The organism is Owenweeksia hongkongensis DSM 17368 (assembly GCF_000236705.1).
Classification (GTDB): Bacteria; Bacteroidota; Bacteroidia; order Flavobacteriales; family Schleiferiaceae; genus Owenweeksia; species Owenweeksia hongkongensis.
Window position 1 is genome coordinate 2409877 of record NC_016599.1, and the last position, 20003, is coordinate 2429879.

Genomic DNA, 20003 nt, shown 5'->3' on the forward strand with positions numbered 1-20003 from the left:
CTTAAAGATCGAAACCTATATCCTTACGATATACGATACCATCGTAGCAAACTTTATTAATAGAGGCGTAGCTCTTTTGCAGCGCCTCTTTTTTATTGGCACCATACGATGTAAACGCCATAACACGTCCACCATTAGTTTGTAAGTCCCCATTTACCAGCTTAGTTCCTGCATGAAAAACGATGGTGTCTTCTACATTTTGTAGGCCGCTAATACTTTTTCCTTTTGCATAAGCTTCCGGATATCCTTCAGAAACTACCATTACCGTGCAAGCACTTCTATCCTCGGTTTCCAGGGTTACTTCGCCTAATTTTCCTGTAGCAGCTTTCTCAAACACCTCTACCAAATCAGACTTGATACGTGGCATTACCACTTCGGTTTCGGGGTCACCCATACGCACATTGTACTCAATCACCATAGGCTCATCACCAACTTTTATAAGACCAAAAAACACAAAACCTGTGTAGTCCATTTTTTCGCTTTCCAATCCGGCTATAGTTGGCTTCACGATTTTTTCTTCCACCTTTTGCATAAGTGCCTTATCGGCAAATGGCACCGGAGAAACAGCTCCCATTCCACCAGTATTTAAGCCTTTATCACCTTCACCAATTCGCTTGTAATCTTTTGCTTCAGGCAGAATCACATAGTCCTTACCATCAGTCAGAGCAAAAACAGAAAACTCGATACCGTCTAAAAACTCTTCTATCACAACTCGCTTAGAAGCCTCTCCAAACTTGCCTTCCAGCATGTTTTTCAATTCTTCCTGCGCTTCCGCTAAATTGTCAATTATCAACACACCTTTACCCGCTGCAAGACCATCTGCTTTCAAAACATATGGAGGCTCCAATGTTCCCAAAAACTCATTAGCTGCTTCTAATTCGCTAATGCTAAAACCCTGGTAAGCCGCAGTAGGCACATTGTATTTTTGCATGAATTTTTTACAAAACTCCTTGCTTCCTTCCAGCTGTGCCGCGTGTGCATCCGGGCCTATCACCATTATGTTTTTAAGCTCAGCTGTAGTTTTAAAGTGATCCTTGATTCCATTTACTAAAGGATCTTCAGGGCCAACCACTACCATATCAATGGCTTTGTCAAGGCAAAAACTCCCCACCTCATTAAAGTCATTGATGTTCAATTGTACATTTTCGGCAACATCACCAGTACCTCCATTTCCTGGGGCGATGTATAGTTTTTCCAACTTTGAACTTTGGGCCATTTTCCAAGCCATGGCGTGTTCGCGACCTCCGCTTCCTAATAGTAAAATCTTCATAGTGTAATAGAATGTGGCCGCAAAAATAAAATATTGAAAACGCTTAAGCGGAAAATGTTTGAGAGACTTTTTATCGCAGCGAAAATGAAGCATTAAGACCTGATAAAGATAAGCGCAAACCCTCACGAACACTGGCGAATGACCTTACAATCCTAAAATGAGGTTCCAACCGAATTATTTTTCATTAATCATTTGAGAATCAATATTTCATCAAATTAACAAATACTATACATTTGCGGCCTCATTCAAACTAGTGTAAACACTATGTCACAAAATTTTCAATCTCAGATTGACGCCTTTATGGAAGGCGTTAAAGCCAAGAATTCTCATGAGCCTGAATTTCTTCAGGCAGTAGAAGAAGTGGCGGAAACTGTAATTCCTTACATTTCTAATCACCCAAAATATAGCGAGGCTAAAATCCTTGAGCGTATGGTGGAGCCTGAGCGCACTATCATGTTTCGCGTAGCTTGGACTGATGACAATGGAAAGGTTCAGGTAAACCGTGGATACCGTGTAGAATTTAATTCAGCTATCGGACCATATAAAGGTGGACTTCGTTTTCACCCAAGTGTAAACCTTTCAATTCTTAAGTTTTTAGGATTTGAGCAGGTATTTAAGAACTCACTAACTACCCTTCCTATGGGCGGTGGTAAAGGTGGTTCTGACTTTGACCCTAAGGGAAAATCAGACAATGAAGTAATGCGTTTTTGCCAGTCATTTATGACTGAGCTACAGCGTCACATTGGCCCTGATACTGATGTGCCAGCTGGTGATATTGGTGTAGGTGGTCGTGAAATTGGTTATATGTTTGGCCAATACAAGCGTATTCGCAATGAATTTACAGGTGTACTTACCGGTAAAGGCAGAAACTGGGGCGGTTCTTTGATCCGTCCTGAAGCTACTGGTTACGGTACTGTATATTTTGCTGCTGAAATGCTTGAAACCAAAGGAGATTCATTTGCAGGTAAAACTGTAGTTGTTTCTGGTTCTGGAAACGTTGCTCAGTTTGCTATCCAAAAAGCTACTCAGCTTGGAGGTAAAGTTGTTACTGCTTCTGACTCTTCAGGTTACATTTATGATGAAAACGGTATTCACGCTGACAAACTTGAGTTCCTTATGGATCTTAAGAATAACCGCAGAGGCCGTATCAAAGAATATGCAGATAAATATGGTTGCGAATTCCACGAAGGAAAAACTCCATGGGGAACCAAGTGTGATATCGCTTTGCCATGTGCTACCCAAAACGAACTTCATGGTGATGATGCCAAAGTATTGTTGTCAAACGGAGCTATGTGCGTAGCTGAAGGTGCTAACATGCCTTGTACTCCAGAAGCTGTAGAAGCTTTTAAAGAAGCTAAAATTCTATTTGCTCCAGGAAAAGCGTCTAACGCTGGTGGTGTAGCTACTTCAGGTTTGGAAATGTCGCAAAACTCTTTACGTTATTCTTGGACAGCTGAAGAAGTAGACAGTAAGCTTCACGCTATTATGAAAGACATCCACGAAGCTGCCCGTAAATACGGTACTCAGGAAGATGGATTTGTTGACTACGTAGTAGGAGCTAACATTGCCGGTTTCGTAAAAGTTGCAGATTCTATGCTAGATCAAGGAGTGGTTTAATTCTCTCCTTTTTTTAATATCAAATCCCCGTTTCGAAATACTTCGAAGCGGGGATTTTTGGTTTAGTTGGGTATATTATTACTGCACACTTCCAAACACGATAAAATAAAAGTTTGAGTTTAAAGCTGCCCCACCACCATCGGCAATGTTTATCTCAATTTCTGTTGCCGAAACTTTGTTGGCAGTTGCTATTTCATCTCCGGGACCGGCATTATAAGATGTAGCAATAATTACAGGCTCTCCTACTATGGTATTATTTAACACAATGCGGTATTCACCGGTGGTAGCCGCAGGTTTTGTAACACTTACCACTCCATAATCAGTAACCAATGACGCTGTGGTGGTACCTGATGATACATAGCCGTAAGCTATTGGCAAACCATTGGCGTACACAGTTCCCTTATCAGGAGATGTGGTAGCATTAAGCTCTTCATCCACCGTTACCTTTGAAAACTCTGCACTACCGTCCGCATTTACTGCGGCCACAATCGAAGTTCCTGTTTGAAACTCTATGAATTGTGATGTAGCACTTGCGGTATTTGGGACAACCAACTCCAATAAATCCTTTCCACTTGGATGGTCCGAGCTTTCAAAACGCACAGAGTTTGCATTTCCTATTGGCTGTAAAATTGATAAAGAGTTCGTAGGACTTGTCAAACCAATACCTACGTTTCCGGCCGTGTAATTAATATTTGCTCCATTTTTCTCCCATACTTTATCGCCTGAGCTAAGAGCATAAGGAACACTGAGCAGCTGCGAAGTTCCCATCGAAGTAAAGCTACTTCCTCCAGAAGCATCCAGCTCAGTTTCCAAGTGGAACTCATCAGAGCCCCAGTCTATAGCGGCCATTGTGCCGCTTACAACCGTTCCTCCACCTACTTGTAAATTCACCAAACCAAAATCATTAGTGGACAAGGTGTGGGTTTCTGAATATACTACCGTGCCACCAGGTGAACCTTCGTGGATATTTATTCTAAAGCTAACATTATGATTGGCTATTGGCTGTCCTGCATTATCTCGAACTACAGTCTGGTATTGAAATCTTTCAGGGGCTTGGGCGCTCACCATTAAGCTTAGCGCAAAAATTAATAGGGTAAAAATTGAAGTCTTCATAATTAATGACTTTTGATGATTGAAAAGGTTTGTTTGATAGTTTTAGCCGCCATACATCGCTACACTATGAAGCAAGGAACGGAGGCCATATTTACATTAGATTATTTATACACGATAAAGTGAAAATTGCCTTGAATTAGCGTTCCTGTGCTGTTATACAAGTAAACGAGGAGCTTTCCATTTACACTGCTGGTTCTAAAAGATTTGACTGTAGAACTGGCAGCAGTAACAACGGTGGTATAATTTGTATAGTGATATGTTTCCCCGGTTATAATGATTTCGTAACGGTTAGCTACGTTGTCGTAAGTAACTGTGTAGCCTCCAGAGCCACTGTGTATGGTTGCGGTAGAACTGATTGACCCAAAAGCAAGTGGACTAATTGCAGCTGTGGTTTGCACGGTATTGTCACCAAATTCTATTTCTTCAAATTTTGCTGAGCCATCTGCATGTACGGCCGCCACAATTGTATTCCCTTTTTGAAACTCTATGAATTGTGATGAGTTACTTGCTGTACTTGGCACAATTAACTCTAAAAGATCCTTTCCTGCAGGGTGGTCTGAGCTTTCAAAACGTGCTGTATTTGAAGTTCCGAGGGGCTGTAATATCGAAAAGGTATTCACAGGGGAGGCCAAACCAATACCTACATTGCCAGTATTAAAATGAATATTGGAACCAGACGTTGTCCAAGGGCTACTACCAGCATTATCTGCCGCAGGTGCCCAGGCAGAACCACTCCACTTTAATACTTCCCCATTGCTCGCACCCATATCATCAATTTTTGCTGCGGTAACAGCATCATTGGCAATCTGAGCAGTGCTTACAGCATTGTTAGCAATTTTAGCATTTGTTACAGCGTCATTTTGTATTTCGCTGGTGGCAATGTCTATCCCCAAATCTGCGGAAATCACATTAGTTCCAGAAATAGTAACTCCTGTGCCGCCTGTATATGTAGTACTTGCAGGGCCAGTATTATCAGCTGCTGGTGCCCAGGATGTTCCATTCCATTTTAAAACCTCTCCGTTACTTGGGCTTCCCTGTGCATCGGTCAAGTCATTCATCTCCATATTAGAAGCCTTTCCACTACTCAAGGCATAAGGCACACTTAGTAATTGTGAAATTCCCATTGACACGTAGCTGCTACCACCAGAAGCATCTAGTTCGATTTCCAAATGAAATTCATCTGAACCCCAATCAATGGCTGCCATGGTGCCACTTACCACAGTTCCTCCACCTACTTGTAAACTCACCAAACCAAAATCATTAGTGGACAAGGTGTGGGTTTCAGAATATACTACTGTGCCCCCAGCTGAACCTTCGTGGATATTTATTCTAAAACTCACATTTTGATTGGCTATTAGCTGTCCTGCATTATCCCGAACTATAGTCTGATATTGAAATCTTTCAGGGGCTTGGGCGTTCAACATTAAGCTTAGCGCAAAAATTAATAGGGTAAAAATTGAAGTCTTCATAATTAGTGGCTTTTAATGATTGAAAAGGTTTGTTTGATAGTTTCTCCTGCCATAAATCGCAGGTAATAGGAGCCATCCGAATACGAGGTCATATCTATAGTTTGGCTTTCGCCCGGAACTAATTTTTGCTGTAAAAGCAATTTTCCATTTACTGTGTAAAGTGATAACCAACCACTTTCGGTTAACTTTTCGGTAGTGATATTCAACGATTCTACTACTGGATTGGGAAATACCGAGATGAGTGGATCATTACTAAATTCTTCTAGCGAGATAACCTGCAATTTGGTTTGATGAAACCCTTGGGTAAGGGTAACTCCAGAATTGCTGGCGGTGCTTATTACAGGTTCGCCAATGGTAAAACTTAGCTGGTTATTTCCATTAGAGTAATGGCCACCTGAGCTCGCAACCACTTTTTGATCAGTGCTTTGGGAAAAAGCCAACAAGCTTATCCCACATAAAATAAGGGTAGAAATTGTTTTCATTATTAATTAAGGTTTATCGTTAAAAATACAGTCAGTGACCATCTATTTGCTAATAAATTCAGGTAGAACTGAACTCATAAATGAGCATAGCGTAAGAGCTAGAAGTGGAGAAAACTGAGCTTATCAAGAAATTAATTACTCAAATGTAAAGAGATGACTACCTTACTAAAGCCTATAATGAGCCGTTGGTACGTTGCGGCAGTAAGTTGAAATTTTTGATGATTTTAGGGTAGCCCTAAAAAAGGAAAGGCCGTCCTATACAGAACGACCTTTTCCCCTCGCAACAATCCAAGAGATGAACCCTTGGTGTTATTTTAAATTACTTGAATTTATACGTATAACCTAATGAGAATTGAACTCCAGGGCTCAATCGACTGAAGATTTGATCCTGAGCCTCGTAACCTACATAGAAACTTTCCTGAACATCATTTAAAATGTTTTTTACCTTAAAGGTCACTGCCGAGCGGCTATCTTTACCAAATGCCTTTCGGGCGGTGAAATTAAGCGAGTGGAACATTTCTGTATATACATCCGGGAATACTCTACCACCCACTACTTCAAGTGTTCTACCTTTTACATTATAAAATACACCTGCGTTAAATTTCTTATCAAGATTGTCATAAGATAGACCCGCATTTACTATATAAGGCGCTTGACCAGCCATTGGCCTTTTTCCTGTTATTTCCTGCCCTTCTCTTGCGTATGCTTTTCGTCCCTCTTCTTCTACGTTACTCATATCTATTTGCGAGTAAGCATATGTAAAGTTTCCACTAAATGAATATTTATCAAATACTGGACTAATGAAGCCTAAGTTCTTTCTAAACTCAATCTCGGCTCCAAAAAGCTGTCCATTCCCAACATTACGCGGCTGAAATTCTGAAGTAGTTTGCGCGGTAGGAATTCGAACGAGCTCAATAGCGTTATCAAAAAATTTGGCAAAACCGCTTATCGAGAAAACCTCACCAGGTTTCATAAACATCTCCCAGCGCAAATCAAAATTATTGATTCTTGTTTCTGTTAAGTCTCCATTCCAAAGTACCTCACCTGTTCCTCCGTCAGTATATTCATAAAACCCTCCGTTAAAAATTCGATCTGTAATAGGATCTTGAATTTGAGCAAACGAAAGTTCCTTAAATGATGGGCGAGCAATAGAGCGGAAGTATGAAAAACGAATGTTTTCATTTTCATCCTTGGCAAAAATCAAATTAGCAGAAGGAAATAAATCAAGGGCATCAAGTACTTTTTCATTATCCAATACATTTCCACCTTGAGCACCATTAGCACCAGCTTGATCTCTACCTGTATGGTATTGTACAAAGTACTCTGCTCGTAACCCTAAAATCGCCTTCAATCTCATAGAAAGGCTTACCTCTTCAGAAACATAAAAAGCTGTATTGTGAGCCGTAGAAGTATATTCATTGGCATTTACCTCTTCCTGACTTGGGTTATACCACATTTGAGAACCATTAGGGTAAATATTCTCCGGTGTTAATACTGCATTTGGATCTCCTGTAAACTCAGGCCAGTTAAGATATGATTGCAAATCGAACGTCAAAATTTCATAACTCCTGTTTTTGTAAACATAGCTACCTCCAAATTTTAGTTTAGCATCACGGTCGAACATTTTATGCTTACGAATCAGGTTCAGTTGAGCTACAGTGTTGATTTCACTCAAATCTCTCCAGCTGCGTCTTGGGTTTCCTCCTTGTCCTGCTTCAAATGTAGAATCTCCACGATTTATAGAGAAGGATGTTTTTCTCAAATCTGGCTCATCCATTCGAGATAGAGTTGGAGATATTCTCCAGTTTACTTCCCATTTGTCATCTTTAAGATGATGCTCTCCACTAAGCAGCACGTTTGTTAGCGCTCGCTCAGAGTATACCAAGCTATTCTGATATGCCTGATACCCCGACTGACCGGTAGCATTTCCGTTTTCACTATTGTCCACATGCATTTGCGCGGCCTCAGTTTCGCCATTCTGCAAATGCATTACAGTAAACTGGTACTTTGCGTTTTGCGTTTTATAAGCCAGTCCCGCTATTCCTCCAAGAAGTACATTATTAGATCCCTTAGAGCCATTTCTTTTATTTGTGTAAAGCATCTCAGGATTATCATTCCCCTGAGTAGGAAGCACATATTCACCATACTCTACCTCATCATAATAATCTGTAGAATTCTTGTAGGTAAGTGAAAAAATATAACCTAGCTTATTTCCATTTTCCAGCATTTTCTGATTTCCCGCTGAAACACCAAGATCATAATCCATAAAGCTACGTTGCTTCATAGCTCCCAAAGTGGGATTAAAACTTCCGATGAAATCGTTTATTTCCTGATCGCTATAAGTGCTTCTGCTAAATGGAGATGGTATTGGATTATCATCGGCTCCTTCAGGAAGTGCGCGCGTACCATCATCAAAACCTAAGAAATCTGTTTTACCACCATCATAAGTTATATAGTCGCTATTGAAGTGCATTGCCGGGTTATAACCCAAACCTACTGAAACATCAAACACAGGTCTATCCGGAAAATCCTTGGTAACAATATCTACCAAACCACCTGTAAAGTCAGCTGGCAATTCAGCCAATCCTGACTTTAGGATAGTCATATTATCAATAAGATTAGTTGGAAAAATATCAATTTGAATAGCGTTTCTATCAGGATCAAGCCCTGGAACATCCACACCATTCAGCATAGTTTTGGTATAACGATCTCCTATGCCTCGTACATATACATATTTGCCGCCCTCTACTGAAACTCCGGTTACACGTTTTGCAGCATCTCCCGCATCAGAGTCACCCGTTTTCTTAAGCTCTCCGGCAGATATTCCATCTATTACGTTGGTTGATTTTTTCTTTAAAGTCATCATAGCAGCCTGAGTGTTTCTTGCCACTTCGGCTGTAATAACCACTTCGCCAAGCTCATTAGAAGCAGGCTTTAGAGCGATTGCCTCTACTACGGTTACATCTCCTGACTTTACTTTTAAGTCCGTGATGTTTACACTGGCCATTCCTATAAATGTAACTTCAAGATTGTAAGTACCCTCTTCTGCTGATAGTTCAAACTTACCATCAAAATCGGTGGTGGCACCTGTCATGGTACCCTTCAGTACAGCGTTTGCACTAAATAAAGGTTCACCGGTTTCTCCGTCAATTACCTGACCTCGAATGATACCTTTTTGTGAAAAACTAACCAATGGCATAGCCAGGGCCAGCATAATAACTAATGTTTTAATTGTGTGATTCATTACTCCTCTTTTTCTGAATTGTTGCGATAGAATTCGATCTGGTGTAGATGGAATGAATTTATTTGAAATGAAAAAAAAGCATGCTTCGAATCACTCCGAAGCATGCTTGCATTCTATGTTGAATGAATAATTATTGTCCGATTTTGCTTAGTTCGCCAGAAGCAGCAGCCCAAGTCCAGCCTGCAAACTCTCCGCTATTAGCACCTACAGTGTTAGCACCTTCAGCAACTTCAGTTACTTCAGTAGGTACGCTACCTTCAAACAGGTCAGCAAGGGTTCCTCCGTTGATAGTAACTTGGATGTTAGAAGTAGCTCCGCTCATGTCTCCTCCAAAAGATTCGAATGGAGAAAAGTCAGCAGTAGCAGCATATCCAGAAGCAAGACCGTAGAAGTATACATTTTCTAAAGCAGCATTAGTTTCTGAATCCCAGTCTACCAAGTGATCAATGTTTTCACCAGCGTAAACAGTACCATTCTTAAACCAGTGAGTTCCAGTTGCAGCAGGACCTTCAGGACCGTCAAGTTCGAAAGCAGAACCACCATTAGGAGTGATTACTACAAAGTTTTCGCAAGTACCCAACCAATCTTGGTCAGTATCAAGACCATCGTCACCAGAGTTCCAAATAAGAACGTCAGATACACTAACAGTTCCACCGAACCACTCGATACCATCATCTTGGTTAGCTACTACTTCGATGTGGTGAATTGTGGTTCCAGAACCAACACCACCTAAAGTAAGACCATTGATTTCGTTACCAGAACCAATGTTAGTACCACCGTGACGAATAGAAACGTAAGTAAACTCACCAGAACTGTGAGCAGGCTCAGTACCACCGTAAAGACCGTTTTGATCAGAAGTAGGAATACCTTCAATCTGTACTTCAGTAGCTGAAGCAGAAATAGGAGCATTTCCTAAGATGATAACACCACCCCAAAGACCGTTGTTTTCAGCATCCATGTTTGGGCTAATTACATCACCAGAAGCAATATCATCAGCGATTGTAGTAAAGATAATTGGCTCAGAAGCTGTTCCGTTTGCCATAATCTTACCATCACGGGCAATTACAAGTGCAGAAGAAATTGCACCAGCTCCCGGATTTGCCTTTATTACAGTTCCTGGCTCAATAGTTAAAGTTGCACCAGATACAGTTACACGACCATCAAGGTACCATACCTTATCAGAGGTCAAAGTTTTGTTTTCAGAAATAACTCCAGAAAGCTCAGTATCTACTGCTGGAGTAGTAGTTTGCTTGTCGTCTTCACCACAAGAAGTAAGAGTAAAGGCAGCAGCAAAAGCGCTGAACATTACGATTGATTTAATTTTTTTCATCGGGATAGATTGTTTTTAATTCTGCGGCAAAGAAATGGCGGCTATGTTATGCCACTGTTAATGGAAGTTGAACAATACCTCAACATTCACAATCGTACTCCCCGCTTACAATCACCATTGATTATCAGGCTATAGCGCACAAAAGTCGCTTAACACTCTCTTAAAATCCATAATACTGCATTAAGGATTTGTTAATACCTTACCCTTTATTCAATTATAAATTACTTTTGGCCTCAAATTATATGTAAAGTCATGAACAACAGCGACTTCACCCTACTACTAGTAGATGATGAACCAGATATTCTGGAATTTGTAAGCTATAACCTTAAGAAGGAAGGCTTTAACGTACTTACCGCTCCTAATGGAGAGGCTGGACTAAAATTGGCTAAAAAGGAAAAGCCACAACTTATACTATTAGATGTGATGATGCCTGGTATGGATGGTATCGAAACTTGTGATCAAATTCGCAAGGTGCCGGATTTAGAAAACTCTCTTATTGCATTTCTTACCGCCCGAGGTGAAGATTACAGCCAAGTAGCAGGTTTTGATGCAGGCGCTGATGATTACATTACAAAACCTATCAAACCAAAAGTATTGGTGAGCCGCATCAAGGCATTGCTTCGCAGGTACGGACAGTCTTCTACCAGTACATCGCTTTTAGAGTTTGGCGACCTAAGTATAGATCTGGATAAGTATCAGGTAAATTATAAGGAGCAAAAACTTGACCTTCCCCGTAAGGAATTTGAATTACTTACCTTGCTCACTTCGCGCCCTGGCAAAGTGTTTCATCGCGATGAGATACTTGACAAAATTTGGGGCAACGAAGTAGTAGTAGGCGGACGTACGATTGATGTACACATCCGTAAGCTACGCGAAAAGATTGGTGAGAAATACATTAAAACTGTAAAAGGAGTAGGCTACAAGTTTCAATCTTAAGCCCCTCCTTGCTCTTAGATGCGATTTGACAAGCCCAACATTTTGGCGCTTTCATTGGCCGGTATTATTGCCGCGCTTATATGGGCGCTCACTTCTTCGGTACTTTATGTAAGTACCGAAAATGCATACCTATTAGAAGTGGGCATGGTTTCTATTGCCATGTTTATTGCTTGCTATCTCATCATTCGATATTCTGTGGAGGAGTTCATTTACAATAAAGTAAAGATCATCTACAAAAATATTCATAACCTGAAAATAGGGAATGATGAAGACGAAGATGAAGTAGTGCGCAGTAGTGACCTTGATATGGTTACACGTGAAGTATCAGAATGGGCAGAGCAACGCGATATAGAAATTGAAGCTCTACAAGTACGTGAAGCCTTTAGACGTGAGTTTATTGGCAATGTTTCTCACGAACTGAAAACGCCAATTTTTAATATTCAAGGTTATCTACTTACTCTTTTGGATGGTGCTTTGGATGATCCTGAAATTAACAGAAGATACCTGAAAAGGGCCAGTAAATCTGTAGATCGCATGATTTACATTATTGACGATTTGGAAACTATCAGTAAGCTGGAGTCCAATATGATTCAGCTGGCCTATTCCAATTTCAATATTGTTGGTCTTGTAAAAGAAGTATTTGAAATGCTTGAGGACAAGGCCAGGGAGCGAAAGATAAAATTGGTCTTTAAGAAGGAATACGACAAACCTATAAAGGTCTATGGTGACCGTCAAAAAGTAGAACAAGTACTCATCAACCTTATCACCAATGCCATTAAATATGGTAATGACAAGGGAAAAGTAGAAGTTCGCTTTTATGATATGGATAAGCAAATACTTACCGAAGTGAGCGATGATGGCGTGGGTATTCCGCAAGAAGATTTAGCAAGAATCTTTGAGAGATTTTACCGTGTAGACAAAAGCCGTTCGCGTGAAGCAGGCGGCACAGGGCTTGGGCTTTCTATTGTGAAACACATTATAGAAGCGCACAAGCAAACTATCAATGCCCGCAGTAGCGAAAAAGCTGGCTCAACTTTCTCCTTTACTCTTCAAAAAGGAAAATAACCTTCTCTCATCTATAAATCACAAAAAAGAAACGCTATTACGTACGTAATTAGTAATTTTGTGATACTATGAAAGTTATAAACTACACAGAATTAAGGCTTAACCTGAAACGCTGGCTTGACTTGGTTGTTGATGATTTTGAAGAATTAATCATCAAACGCAAAGACAACAGAGATCTAGTATTAATATCTCTTGAGGAATATCGCTCGCTAAAAGAAACCCAGTATTTAATGTCCGGCAAAAACCGCGATCACTTGATGGAATCTCTTGAACAAGCCAAAAAAGGAGATACGGTACAAAAAGGTCTCATTGAAGAATGAGAATCACTTGGACAGCTGCGTGCTGGGATGATTATCTATATTGGCACAAGACCGATAAAAAGAAAATCAAGCGGATTCACGAATTGGTAAAAAGTTGCCAGCGCACACCTTTTGAAGGAATAGGAAATCCGGAACCGCTAAAACACGATTTGCAAGGGTTTTGGTCTCGTAGAATTGACACTGAACATCGTTTGATTTACAGCCACCAGGAAAATGAACTTTTGATTATCTCCTGCCGATATCACTATCAATAGTTTCTTTTTGCAAAACCTATTCGCCAGTCCTTAAAAAGGAAAATAACCTTCCCCAATCGGTTTCTTTCGATTCAATATCATTGAAGCCCTGGTACATTTCAGCTTTCTCCAAGTCCTCAGGTAAGTTTATGTAATCTTGCCCTACGTAGGCAAAGCGCCCTTTGTGTAACTGAAATCTCGCCAAATATTCCTGTTCCGGTTGCCCAGGAGTTGGAATCAGCAAAGCATGATTTTTCAAAGCATAATAATCCATCAACGAAGAATAGCCCGAGCGGCTGATTGTTGTTTCCGCTTTTGAAATTGCATCATAAATTCCATCGGCTGCCACCAAATCCTCCACTTTTACATTTTCTGGAACCTCCGCCTTTATCGGTCTGTCTGTTCCTCTTATCATTAAGTGTTGGCCTTCCAGTTTGCTAAGTTCTTTTAGCAATTTAGTTTCTAGCAAAGTGCGCTGTGGCTCAGGGCCGCTTAGTATGGCGGCTATTCTATATTCTTTCTCCACTGTCGTGGGAATGGCTTCCGTAAACCGAGAACATGATCCAATATATTCTACCGGAATTTTGGGTTTCAGCTCATGGCCAATAGCGCCAGAAATTCCTTCCCCTTCAAAATCGGGAACCCAGCATACATCAAACTTCCTAATAAATCGGTGATGCAGCGCTGAAGCAAAGTCCGTGTTCAGCGGCATGATGATTTTCAGCTGATGAGTGATATAAACGGAAGGCAAATCTTTGTGGTAAAACTCCAGACGGTTATCCGAAATCACTGCTGTGGCCTCGTACTTCTCCACCAGCTTTTTCACTGCTCGGTGCTCCGCCTTCATAGCGGTATATATTTTAGGCAGCTGACCAGTAAGCCCCCAAATCTGCCCCATGCCTTTTCGGTACTTTACATTGTAGCCTCGAAGCGTTTCTGTGGCTAAGTCCGGGAATTCCTTTTTTAGAAAATCTAAAGCCAAGCCATCGGAACAAATAACCACCTCAAAACCATGCTCCAAAAGTTTGTGGATAATTGGAATGGAACGCGTGACGTGGCCTAGCCCCCAATTGAGGATGCCGTAAAGAATGGTGGGTTTGTTTTTCATTTGACTTGTTTAGCACCAGTGCTTATCCTCTAGAGACTGAGAGTAACTATTTCTATTTTTTAATCTTTTTAAACTCAATATCCCAGTCCAACTTTTGGATGTCTTCTTTCAATTTGTCAAAAGCCTTCTCTCTAGCTTCTTTAACCTGAACCTTTTTTCCATTTTTAAAATGAATGATTAATAGCCTACGTGCATATAGGCTCTAATGATAATAATCCCGAATTTCTCTTACATCAGAAAGGTCAAATTTCTGAGTTCCAAAAACTCTCTCAAATTCTACATGACTTTCATCGATTGTAAGCCTTTTAATATCAAAAAGCATTGCCCACATTATCCCCGTTGCAGCCACAATTCCTAATACAGCAGCTGTAATTGTCCCAATCTGATAAGAGTCTAAAACCAGGAAAAGGATTGACCCTCCAACTATCGCAAGAATTGGAAAGCCAATCATTACTTCTTGGTCAAACTTGCTAGAGTATCTCATTTTTCAAATTAGCCACATGACTATTAATCTTCATATTTGCTTTTTCAGATGTAAAGACTACGCCAATATAGCAATAGATTTATTGAAAACGTGCCATGCATTTCTTCACCGCAGAGCCACCAAGCCCGCAGAGCCTCGCAGAGATTTCTTTGCTCCTTCGCGCCTCTGCGTGAAACCCATCTAGATACTCCTCACAAATTCCCTAAACACCTCTTTGTGTTTCTCCAAATCCATGTTTCCCGAAAGTGACGCACGAACGATATAATCCTTGTCGCCCTCCTTGGTGGTGCCTTGAGTAGAAGTTGCCGGTATTGTCCAGTAACAGCCTTTTAGCTGACCATAGCTTACGCAAAACTTGCTCTCCTTCGGGATTTCGGTAATCATCAAGTTTATAAGCTTCAAGTTTAGTGCTCTTTTGTAGGCTTCCTTTTCTTCAACAGTATTTCCTTTAGTAGGAAGGTCTAGTGAAAATACAGAAGGTGTAAATCCTTGCTCAGCCAATTCTTCGGAAACAAAATTGATTTTCGCAGCGGGTAAAACTTCGTGAATGAAGTTTACAAACTCACGTGTATTCTTGTATGCATCTACAATTCGCTGATTCATTGAAGGCATTTGCTTAGCCAATATTTCATATTGAAGCGGAGTAGCTTCATTATCGCAAAGAGCAAGGTGCTTCTCTATTTTTTCCATTAAGGAAACCGTCTTGGTATTTCCTACACAATATCCGGCTGTACACAGTCCACCACTCGGGAATTTAGAACCGCTGGCGTAGGAGATTGCTCTTACTTCCGACAGAATTTTTCCTTCTCCCAGGAAAAGGTAATTAGGACAGAAAGTTTGATCTAAAATAAACACCGGATCGATGGCCGTTTCGCCCGAAGGAGTTTTGCGCTCTTTGGACAGAGCCGTTCTCAAATCTTCCAGGTTTGGAACCTCCACTCTTGGGTTCGTGGGGATTTCAGCAATGATGTATGGGATGGCATCCTCTTGAGCCACTTTCTCCAAAACATACTCAATGCTTTGCACCATGTCATTATCGCCATCTACCGCCAAATCCAAAACCTCAACATTATCTAGGCAAGCTGCTACTCGTCTGGCCTGGTCATTGGTTCCGCCATAGCAGTTTGGAGGAACAATAAACTTGATGGCCTTTCCTTTATGGTTTTGCTGAGCATCATCCACCAAGCCCATCATAATGGCATACTGAATGGACAAACCACTGGAAGCAACCAATGCTTTGGTAGTGGTTCCGGTAATTGTATTTATCGATTTTACTACGCTGGCCTTATTACCTTCCACATCACTAATGAATGGCTCCGCTGGAGCTTGTGCCACCAAAGATTTTAAAGCAGCAAGGCAATTGGCGGGTGTCATAGCAATCGTCTCTCTTCTTCTTACATGCTGAATTTCTGAAACGTAGCTTTCATTCTGCTGACCGTTTACAATTAGCACACTTCCAAGATTTGGATAAAGATCAAGGTAAAAGTCAAGCCCGATATTCATCGGGGCAAGCTTGCCTATTTGAGTTTGATGAGAAATGAAAACCGTACTTCCATCAAATGAAGGAACGTCATCTACACTTTCCACTTTGCTTAGCTCAAATGTATAGCCGTAAACCTCGCGAATAACTTCGGCATCAAAACCCGCAGGAAGCTCATCAGTGTAAGCTACTAAAGTGCTTTTCTTTTCAAATAGATTTTTTCGCAAAACAGCCAAAACTGGCACCGTTTGAGAATCATAGCTAATTACACTTTCCGATTTCAAATTATTCAACTGGGCGATGGTCCATTCGAGCACAGAAGATAAAGGATGACCCAAACGGATATAATCGTAAGCCGTGGGTAATGCCGCCAAGCCACTAGCAGCAAAATTGCCTGCATTGTACAAATCTTCAAATTGATCCAAAAACTGGGTTTTGGCCAACTTCTCATCATAAATATCCAGTCGATGTGTGGTGAGATTCAGCCAGTCAGAAGGCATGTTTTTCAGTACATCACTAATATAATTTCGCACGGTATTGTCTTGCATAATCATCATCTAAATTGGGGGCGCAACTTACGTTAATTGCAGGTTTTGGAAAAAGGATATAGACTCTTTCTGTTAGGTGGCTTGATTAGAACTCATTGTCTCGCAAAGTCGCCAAGCACGCAGAACACAATCAATATTACCTTCAATTAAAACTTCGCGTTCTTAGCGTCTTTGCGTGAACTGTATCTTCCCTATTTTTGCCGCATGGCAAGAAAAAAATTAGCTCGCTTTAAAGAGAATGAAAGTTTCAGGCATGTGATAGAGCCTGCCCGCGACGATGTAGTTCAGAATTTGGAATGGCGAGGAAAGTGGAATGAGTTTTTTGGAAACGATAATCCTATCGTTTTAGAATTGGGTTGTGGAAAGGGTGAATACACCGTAGCTATGGCCAAAAATGATCCCGACAAAAACTTTATTGGTGTAGATATTAAAGGCTCACGAATTTGGTACGGAGCCACTGAAATTCAGGAAAACAACCTGAAGAACGGTGCTTTTCTTCGTACACAAATAGAACTGCTGGAATACTGCTTTGCTGAAAATGAGGTTTCCGAAATATGGATCACTTTCCCTGATCCTCAGATAAAATATAAGCGCGTAAAGCACCGCCTTACCAATCCAGACTTTTTGAAGCGTTATGCTAAAATCCTGAAACAGGATGGTTTGATGCACCTGAAAACCGACAGTGAGTTTTTACACGGATACACACATGGTATTTTACAAGCTTTAGATTTGCCCGTTCACCGCGCTTTCCATGATATAGACCTTCAGATTTACGACAAGAACAACATACTGCACAGCGTACGCACCCATTACGAAGGCCTTTTCCGCGAAAAAGGAAAAGCCATCACCTACATCCAATTTGGCGTACATGGCTGATGACAACTTTTTTGAGCGCGTATATGCCGTAGCCAAACTCATCCCTTACGGAAGAGTGACGAGCTACGGGGCTATTGCCAAATTTATTGGTGCTCCAAAAAGTGCAAGAATGGTGGGCTACGCGATGAATGGTTCAATTAGCGAACACGATATTCCGGCTCACCGAGTGGTTAATCGAAATGGAATTTTGAGCGGCAAGTCACACTTTGGCGGAAGCCGCGTGATGGAGCAGTTGCTGCAAAGTGAAGGCATTTCAGTAGAGGATGATCAGGTACAGGATTTTGAAAAAGTGTTTTGGGATCCTTTTATTGAGTTGGATAGAGAAACGTTCTTGTAAACTCTAAATTCGAAAACCTAAACTCTAAACAAAATTCAAATGCCAAATTCTAAAATCGAAATCTGCACCAATCATATAACCGATAACTTATAACCACATTTTCCCCATGAGCGGCAAACTATACATCGTACCCACACCAATTGGTAACCTTAAGGACATCACTCTTCGTGCGTTAGAAGTATTGAAAGAAGTAGATGTGATTTTAGCAGAGGATACCCGCACCAGCGGAAAGCTGATGAATCATTACAGCATCAGCACTTCGCTGCGTCCGTACCATATGCATAATGAGCACAAAACTCTGGAGGGTCTTGTCAAGGAATTGCGAGCCGGCCGCATCATGGCGATAATTACCGATGCCGGTACTCCTGCTATTTCTGACCCTGGTTTTCTATTGGTGAGAGAAGCTATTGGTGAAGATATTCCGGTAGAAACCTTGCCTGGAGCTACGGCTTTTGTGCCTGCTTTGGTAAACTCAGGATTGCCGGCTCACAGCTTCACTTTTGAAGGATTTATTCCTGTAAAGAAGGGCCGCCAAACAAAATTCACCGAACTAGCGGATGAAACCCGAACCATGATTTTTTACGAATCGCCTTACCGCATTGCTAAAACTTTGGGCGAAATGGCAAAATACTGGGGAGCTGATAGACAAGCTTCTGTTTCTCGTGAGATAACCAAAAAGTTTGAGGAAACCCTCCGCGGCACGGTGACAGAATTGGAAGATCACTTCAAAAAAAATTCCCCAAAAGGGGAATTCGTAATATGTGTAAGTGGAAAGGAATAGTGCCTATACGTGCATTATTTCCGCTTCCTTCTTTTCATACACTTCATCAATTTTCTTTACAAAAGAATCAGTAATCGCTTGAACGCGAGCTTCACCATCCTTTTGAAAATCTTCTGAAATGCCGTCAATCGCTTTTATTTCGTCATTGGCTTCCTTACGTGCATTTCTGATACCAACTCTTGCGTGCTCAGCTTCGGCTTTTGCCTGTTTTGCCAAATCCTTTCTACGCTCCTCAGTAAGTGCAGGAATATTGATCATCACCACCTCTCCATTATTCTGAGGGTTTAGTCCAAGGTTACTGTTAAGAATCGCCTTTTCAATATCAGCTATCAAACCTTTTTCCCATGGCTGCACTTGCAAAGTACGAGCGTCAGGAGTGCTAATATTTGAAACCTGAGCCAAAGGTGTTTGACTTCCGTAATAGTCTACCTTCACGCTACTGAGCATAGCAGGATTGGCTCGTCCGGCTCTAATTTTCAGCAATTCTTTTTCCAAATGCTTAATAGAAGCCTGCATTTGCTCCTTGGCAGTTTCTAAAATAATATCAATTTCCTCCATCTCTCTTTTGTGGAATTTGGTTTTAAATTAATTCTGAACTAAAGTACCCACTACATCACCTTTCACCACCTTGGTAAGGTTGCCCGGGGTGTTCATGTCAAATACCAAAATTGGCAATTTGTTTTCTTTACTCAAAGTAAAAGCCGTCATATCCATTACATTCAGGCCTTTTTCATACACTTCTTTAAAAGATAGTGTGTCGTATTTTGTAGCAGTTGAATCTTTTTCAGGGTCAGCTGTGTAAATTCCATCTACACGTGTTCCTTTCAAAATTACGTCTGCATCAATTTCGATGGCTCTTAGAGTTGCAGCAGTATCTGTGGTAAAATATGGATTACCGGTACCTCCTCCAAAAATAACTACTCTGTTCTTTTCAAGGTGGCGAGTTGCTCTCCTTCTGATGAAGGGCTCAGCAATTTTGTCCATCTCTATGGCACTTTGAAGTCTGGTTTTCACACCGCTTTCTTCCAAAGCTGACTGCAAAGCCAGGCCATTAATCATGGTTGCCAACATTCCCATGTGGTCGGCTTGCACGCGGTCCATACCTTCGCTAGCACCTGCCAGGCCACGAAAAATATTACCACCACCAACAACTACGGCCACTTGTACACCAAGCTCCACTACTTGTTTGATTTCATTGGCATACTCAAGCAGTCTTTCGCCATTTATACCAAACTCTTGATCACCCATTAGGGCTTCACCGCTAAGTTTTAGGAGTATTCTATTGTACTTCATGATAATATTTTCTCGAA

The 20003-nt window shown here is 41.1% G+C and carries 19 protein-coding genes; 8 read left to right on the forward strand and 11 right to left on the reverse strand.

Going from position 1 to position 20003, the window contains the following annotated elements:
* Position 1: 1 nt before the first annotated feature.
* Positions 2-1270 carry a phosphoribosylamine--glycine ligase gene (purD, locus tag OWEHO_RS10655; protein WP_014202482.1) on the reverse strand — a complete coding sequence of 423 codons (1269 nt, stop codon included), beginning with the start codon at positions 1268-1270 and terminating at the stop codon, positions 2-4.
* Positions 1271-1534: 264 nt separating this feature from the next.
* On the opposite strand from purD, the gene gdhA reads away from it, so the two are divergent.
* The gene (gene gdhA / locus OWEHO_RS10660) at positions 1535-2887 is read left to right on the forward strand and encodes an NADP-specific glutamate dehydrogenase (protein ID WP_014202483.1); all 1353 of its coding nucleotides are present in this window, start codon (positions 1535-1537) and stop codon (positions 2885-2887) included.
* Between the two features lie 78 nt (positions 2888-2965).
* Here gdhA and OWEHO_RS17920 read toward each other — a convergent pair whose 3' ends face one another.
* The 5 genes from OWEHO_RS17920 to OWEHO_RS10685 all read right to left on the reverse strand — a co-directional run bounded on the left by OWEHO_RS17920 (position 2966) and on the right by OWEHO_RS10685 (position 10525).
* Positions 2966-4000: a hypothetical protein gene (locus tag OWEHO_RS17920; protein ID WP_014202484.1), complete on the reverse strand. Its 1035-nt coding sequence runs from the start codon at positions 3998-4000 to the stop codon at positions 2966-2968.
* Between the two features lie 101 nt (positions 4001-4101).
* Positions 4102-5469 (reverse strand): hypothetical protein, encoded by a 1368-nt coding sequence (locus OWEHO_RS17925; protein ID WP_014202485.1) that lies wholly within the window; start codon positions 5467-5469, stop codon positions 4102-4104.
* A 2-nt stretch (positions 5470-5471) separates the two neighbouring features.
* Positions 5472-5951: a T9SS type A sorting domain-containing protein gene (locus tag OWEHO_RS10675; RefSeq protein ID WP_014202486.1), complete on the reverse strand. Its 480-nt coding sequence runs from the start codon at positions 5949-5951 to the stop codon at positions 5472-5474.
* A gap of 319 nt (positions 5952-6270) precedes the next feature.
* Positions 6271-9195, reverse strand: coding sequence for a TonB-dependent receptor (locus tag OWEHO_RS10680; protein ID WP_014202487.1), 2925 nt, complete (start codon positions 9193-9195; stop codon positions 6271-6273).
* 130 nt (positions 9196-9325) lie between these two features.
* Positions 9326-10525, reverse strand: coding sequence for a hypothetical protein (locus OWEHO_RS10685; protein ID WP_014202488.1), 1200 nt, complete (start codon positions 10523-10525; stop codon positions 9326-9328).
* 252 nt (positions 10526-10777) lie between these two features.
* Between OWEHO_RS10685 and OWEHO_RS10690 the strand changes: the two genes are divergently transcribed.
* The 4 genes from OWEHO_RS10690 (at position 10778) to OWEHO_RS10705 (ending at position 13100) form a co-directional block, all read left to right on the forward strand.
* The gene (locus OWEHO_RS10690) at positions 10778-11461 is read left to right on the forward strand and encodes a response regulator transcription factor (protein WP_014202489.1); all 684 of its coding nucleotides are present in this window, start codon (positions 10778-10780) and stop codon (positions 11459-11461) included.
* Positions 11462-11479: 18 nt separating this feature from the next.
* The gene (locus OWEHO_RS10695; RefSeq protein WP_014202490.1) at positions 11480-12526 is read left to right on the forward strand and encodes a sensor histidine kinase; all 1047 of its coding nucleotides are present in this window, start codon (positions 11480-11482) and stop codon (positions 12524-12526) included.
* Between the two features lie 68 nt (positions 12527-12594).
* Complete coding sequence (locus tag OWEHO_RS10700; RefSeq protein ID WP_014202491.1) at positions 12595-12846, forward strand: type II toxin-antitoxin system Phd/YefM family antitoxin; 252 nt, start codon at positions 12595-12597, stop codon at positions 12844-12846.
* A complete protein-coding gene (locus OWEHO_RS10705) occupies positions 12843-13100 on the forward strand; it encodes a Txe/YoeB family addiction module toxin (protein WP_014202492.1) in 258 nt (85 codons plus the stop codon). The genes OWEHO_RS10700 and OWEHO_RS10705 overlap by 4 nt, the downstream gene beginning before the upstream one ends.
* A 16-nt stretch (positions 13101-13116) precedes the next feature.
* Here OWEHO_RS10705 and OWEHO_RS10710 read toward each other — a convergent pair whose 3' ends face one another.
* From OWEHO_RS10710 to OWEHO_RS10720, 3 genes are all read right to left on the reverse strand, one after another.
* Positions 13117-14187, reverse strand: a complete 1071-nt coding sequence (locus OWEHO_RS10710) for a glycosyltransferase family protein (protein WP_014202493.1) — start codon at positions 14185-14187, stop codon at positions 13117-13119.
* A 202-nt stretch (positions 14188-14389) separates the two neighbouring features.
* Positions 14390-14671 (reverse strand): hypothetical protein, encoded by a 282-nt coding sequence (locus OWEHO_RS10715; protein ID WP_014202494.1) that lies wholly within the window; start codon positions 14669-14671, stop codon positions 14390-14392.
* 180 nt (positions 14672-14851) lie between these two features.
* Positions 14852-16699: a PLP-dependent aminotransferase family protein gene (locus OWEHO_RS10720; protein ID WP_041628186.1), complete on the reverse strand. Its 1848-nt coding sequence runs from the start codon at positions 16697-16699 to the stop codon at positions 14852-14854.
* A 204-nt stretch (positions 16700-16903) separates the two neighbouring features.
* Between OWEHO_RS10720 and trmB the strand changes: the two genes are divergently transcribed.
* From trmB to rsmI, 3 genes are all read left to right on the forward strand, one after another.
* Entirely contained in the window at positions 16904-17575 is a 672-nt protein-coding gene (gene trmB / locus OWEHO_RS10725) for a tRNA (guanosine(46)-N7)-methyltransferase TrmB (protein WP_014202496.1), read from the forward strand.
* Positions 17568-17912, forward strand: a complete 345-nt coding sequence (locus OWEHO_RS10730) for an MGMT family protein (protein WP_014202497.1) — start codon at positions 17568-17570, stop codon at positions 17910-17912. The genes trmB and OWEHO_RS10730 overlap by 8 nt, the downstream gene beginning before the upstream one ends.
* A 106-nt stretch (positions 17913-18018) precedes the next feature.
* Positions 18019-18693: a 16S rRNA (cytidine(1402)-2'-O)-methyltransferase gene (rsmI, locus tag OWEHO_RS10735; RefSeq protein ID WP_014202498.1), complete on the forward strand. Its 675-nt coding sequence runs from the start codon at positions 18019-18021 to the stop codon at positions 18691-18693.
* Between the two features lie 3 nt (positions 18694-18696).
* Here rsmI and frr read toward each other — a convergent pair whose 3' ends face one another.
* Positions 18697-19251 carry a ribosome recycling factor gene (gene frr, locus OWEHO_RS10740; RefSeq protein WP_014202499.1) on the reverse strand — a complete coding sequence of 185 codons (555 nt, stop codon included), beginning with the start codon at positions 19249-19251 and terminating at the stop codon, positions 18697-18699.
* 27 nt (positions 19252-19278) lie between these two features.
* On the reverse strand, positions 19279-19986 hold the full coding sequence (gene pyrH, locus OWEHO_RS10745) for a UMP kinase (protein WP_014202500.1): 708 nt from the start codon (positions 19984-19986) through the stop codon (positions 19279-19281).
* Positions 19987-20003 lie beyond the last annotated feature (17 nt).

What these genes read in the sequence shown, in the direction of transcription:
- purD (WP_014202482.1), bottom strand. Translation starts at nt 1,270, where the DNA reads ATGAAGATTTTACTATTAGGAAGCGGAGGTCGCGAACACGCCATGGCT.
- gdhA (WP_014202483.1), top strand. Translation starts at nt 1,535, where the DNA reads ATGTCACAAAATTTTCAATCTCAGATTGACGCCTTTATGGAAGGCGTT.
- OWEHO_RS17920 (WP_014202484.1), bottom strand. Translation starts at nt 4,000, where the DNA reads ATGAAGACTTCAATTTTTACCCTATTAATTTTTGCGCTAAGCTTAATG.
- OWEHO_RS17925 (WP_014202485.1), bottom strand. Translation starts at nt 5,469, where the DNA reads ATGAAGACTTCAATTTTTACCCTATTAATTTTTGCGCTAAGCTTAATG.
- OWEHO_RS10675 (WP_014202486.1), bottom strand. Translation starts at nt 5,951, where the DNA reads ATGAAAACAATTTCTACCCTTATTTTATGTGGGATAAGCTTGTTGGCT.
- OWEHO_RS10680 (WP_014202487.1), bottom strand. Translation starts at nt 9,195, where the DNA reads ATGAATCACACAATTAAAACATTAGTTATTATGCTGGCCCTGGCTATG.
- OWEHO_RS10685 (WP_014202488.1), bottom strand. Translation starts at nt 10,525, where the DNA reads ATGAAAAAAATTAAATCAATCGTAATGTTCAGCGCTTTTGCTGCTGCC.
- OWEHO_RS10690 (WP_014202489.1), top strand. Translation starts at nt 10,778, where the DNA reads ATGAACAACAGCGACTTCACCCTACTACTAGTAGATGATGAACCAGAT.
- OWEHO_RS10695 (WP_014202490.1), top strand. Translation starts at nt 11,480, where the DNA reads ATGCGATTTGACAAGCCCAACATTTTGGCGCTTTCATTGGCCGGTATT.
- OWEHO_RS10700 (WP_014202491.1), top strand. Translation starts at nt 12,595, where the DNA reads ATGAAAGTTATAAACTACACAGAATTAAGGCTTAACCTGAAACGCTGG.
- OWEHO_RS10705 (WP_014202492.1), top strand. Translation starts at nt 12,843, where the DNA reads ATGAGAATCACTTGGACAGCTGCGTGCTGGGATGATTATCTATATTGG.
- OWEHO_RS10710 (WP_014202493.1), bottom strand. Translation starts at nt 14,187, where the DNA reads ATGAAAAACAAACCCACCATTCTTTACGGCATCCTCAATTGGGGGCTA.
- OWEHO_RS10715 (WP_014202494.1), bottom strand. Translation starts at nt 14,671, where the DNA reads ATGAGATACTCTAGCAAGTTTGACCAAGAAGTAATGATTGGCTTTCCA.
- OWEHO_RS10720 (WP_041628186.1), bottom strand. Translation starts at nt 16,699, where the DNA reads ATGCAAGACAATACCGTGCGAAATTATATTAGTGATGTACTGAAAAAC.
- trmB (WP_014202496.1), top strand. Translation starts at nt 16,904, where the DNA reads ATGGCAAGAAAAAAATTAGCTCGCTTTAAAGAGAATGAAAGTTTCAGG.
- OWEHO_RS10730 (WP_014202497.1), top strand. Translation starts at nt 17,568, where the DNA reads ATGGCTGATGACAACTTTTTTGAGCGCGTATATGCCGTAGCCAAACTC.
- rsmI (WP_014202498.1), top strand. Translation starts at nt 18,019, where the DNA reads ATGAGCGGCAAACTATACATCGTACCCACACCAATTGGTAACCTTAAG.
- frr (WP_014202499.1), bottom strand. Translation starts at nt 19,251, where the DNA reads ATGGAGGAAATTGATATTATTTTAGAAACTGCCAAGGAGCAAATGCAG.
- pyrH (WP_014202500.1), bottom strand. Translation starts at nt 19,986, where the DNA reads ATGAAGTACAATAGAATACTCCTAAAACTTAGCGGTGAAGCCCTAATG.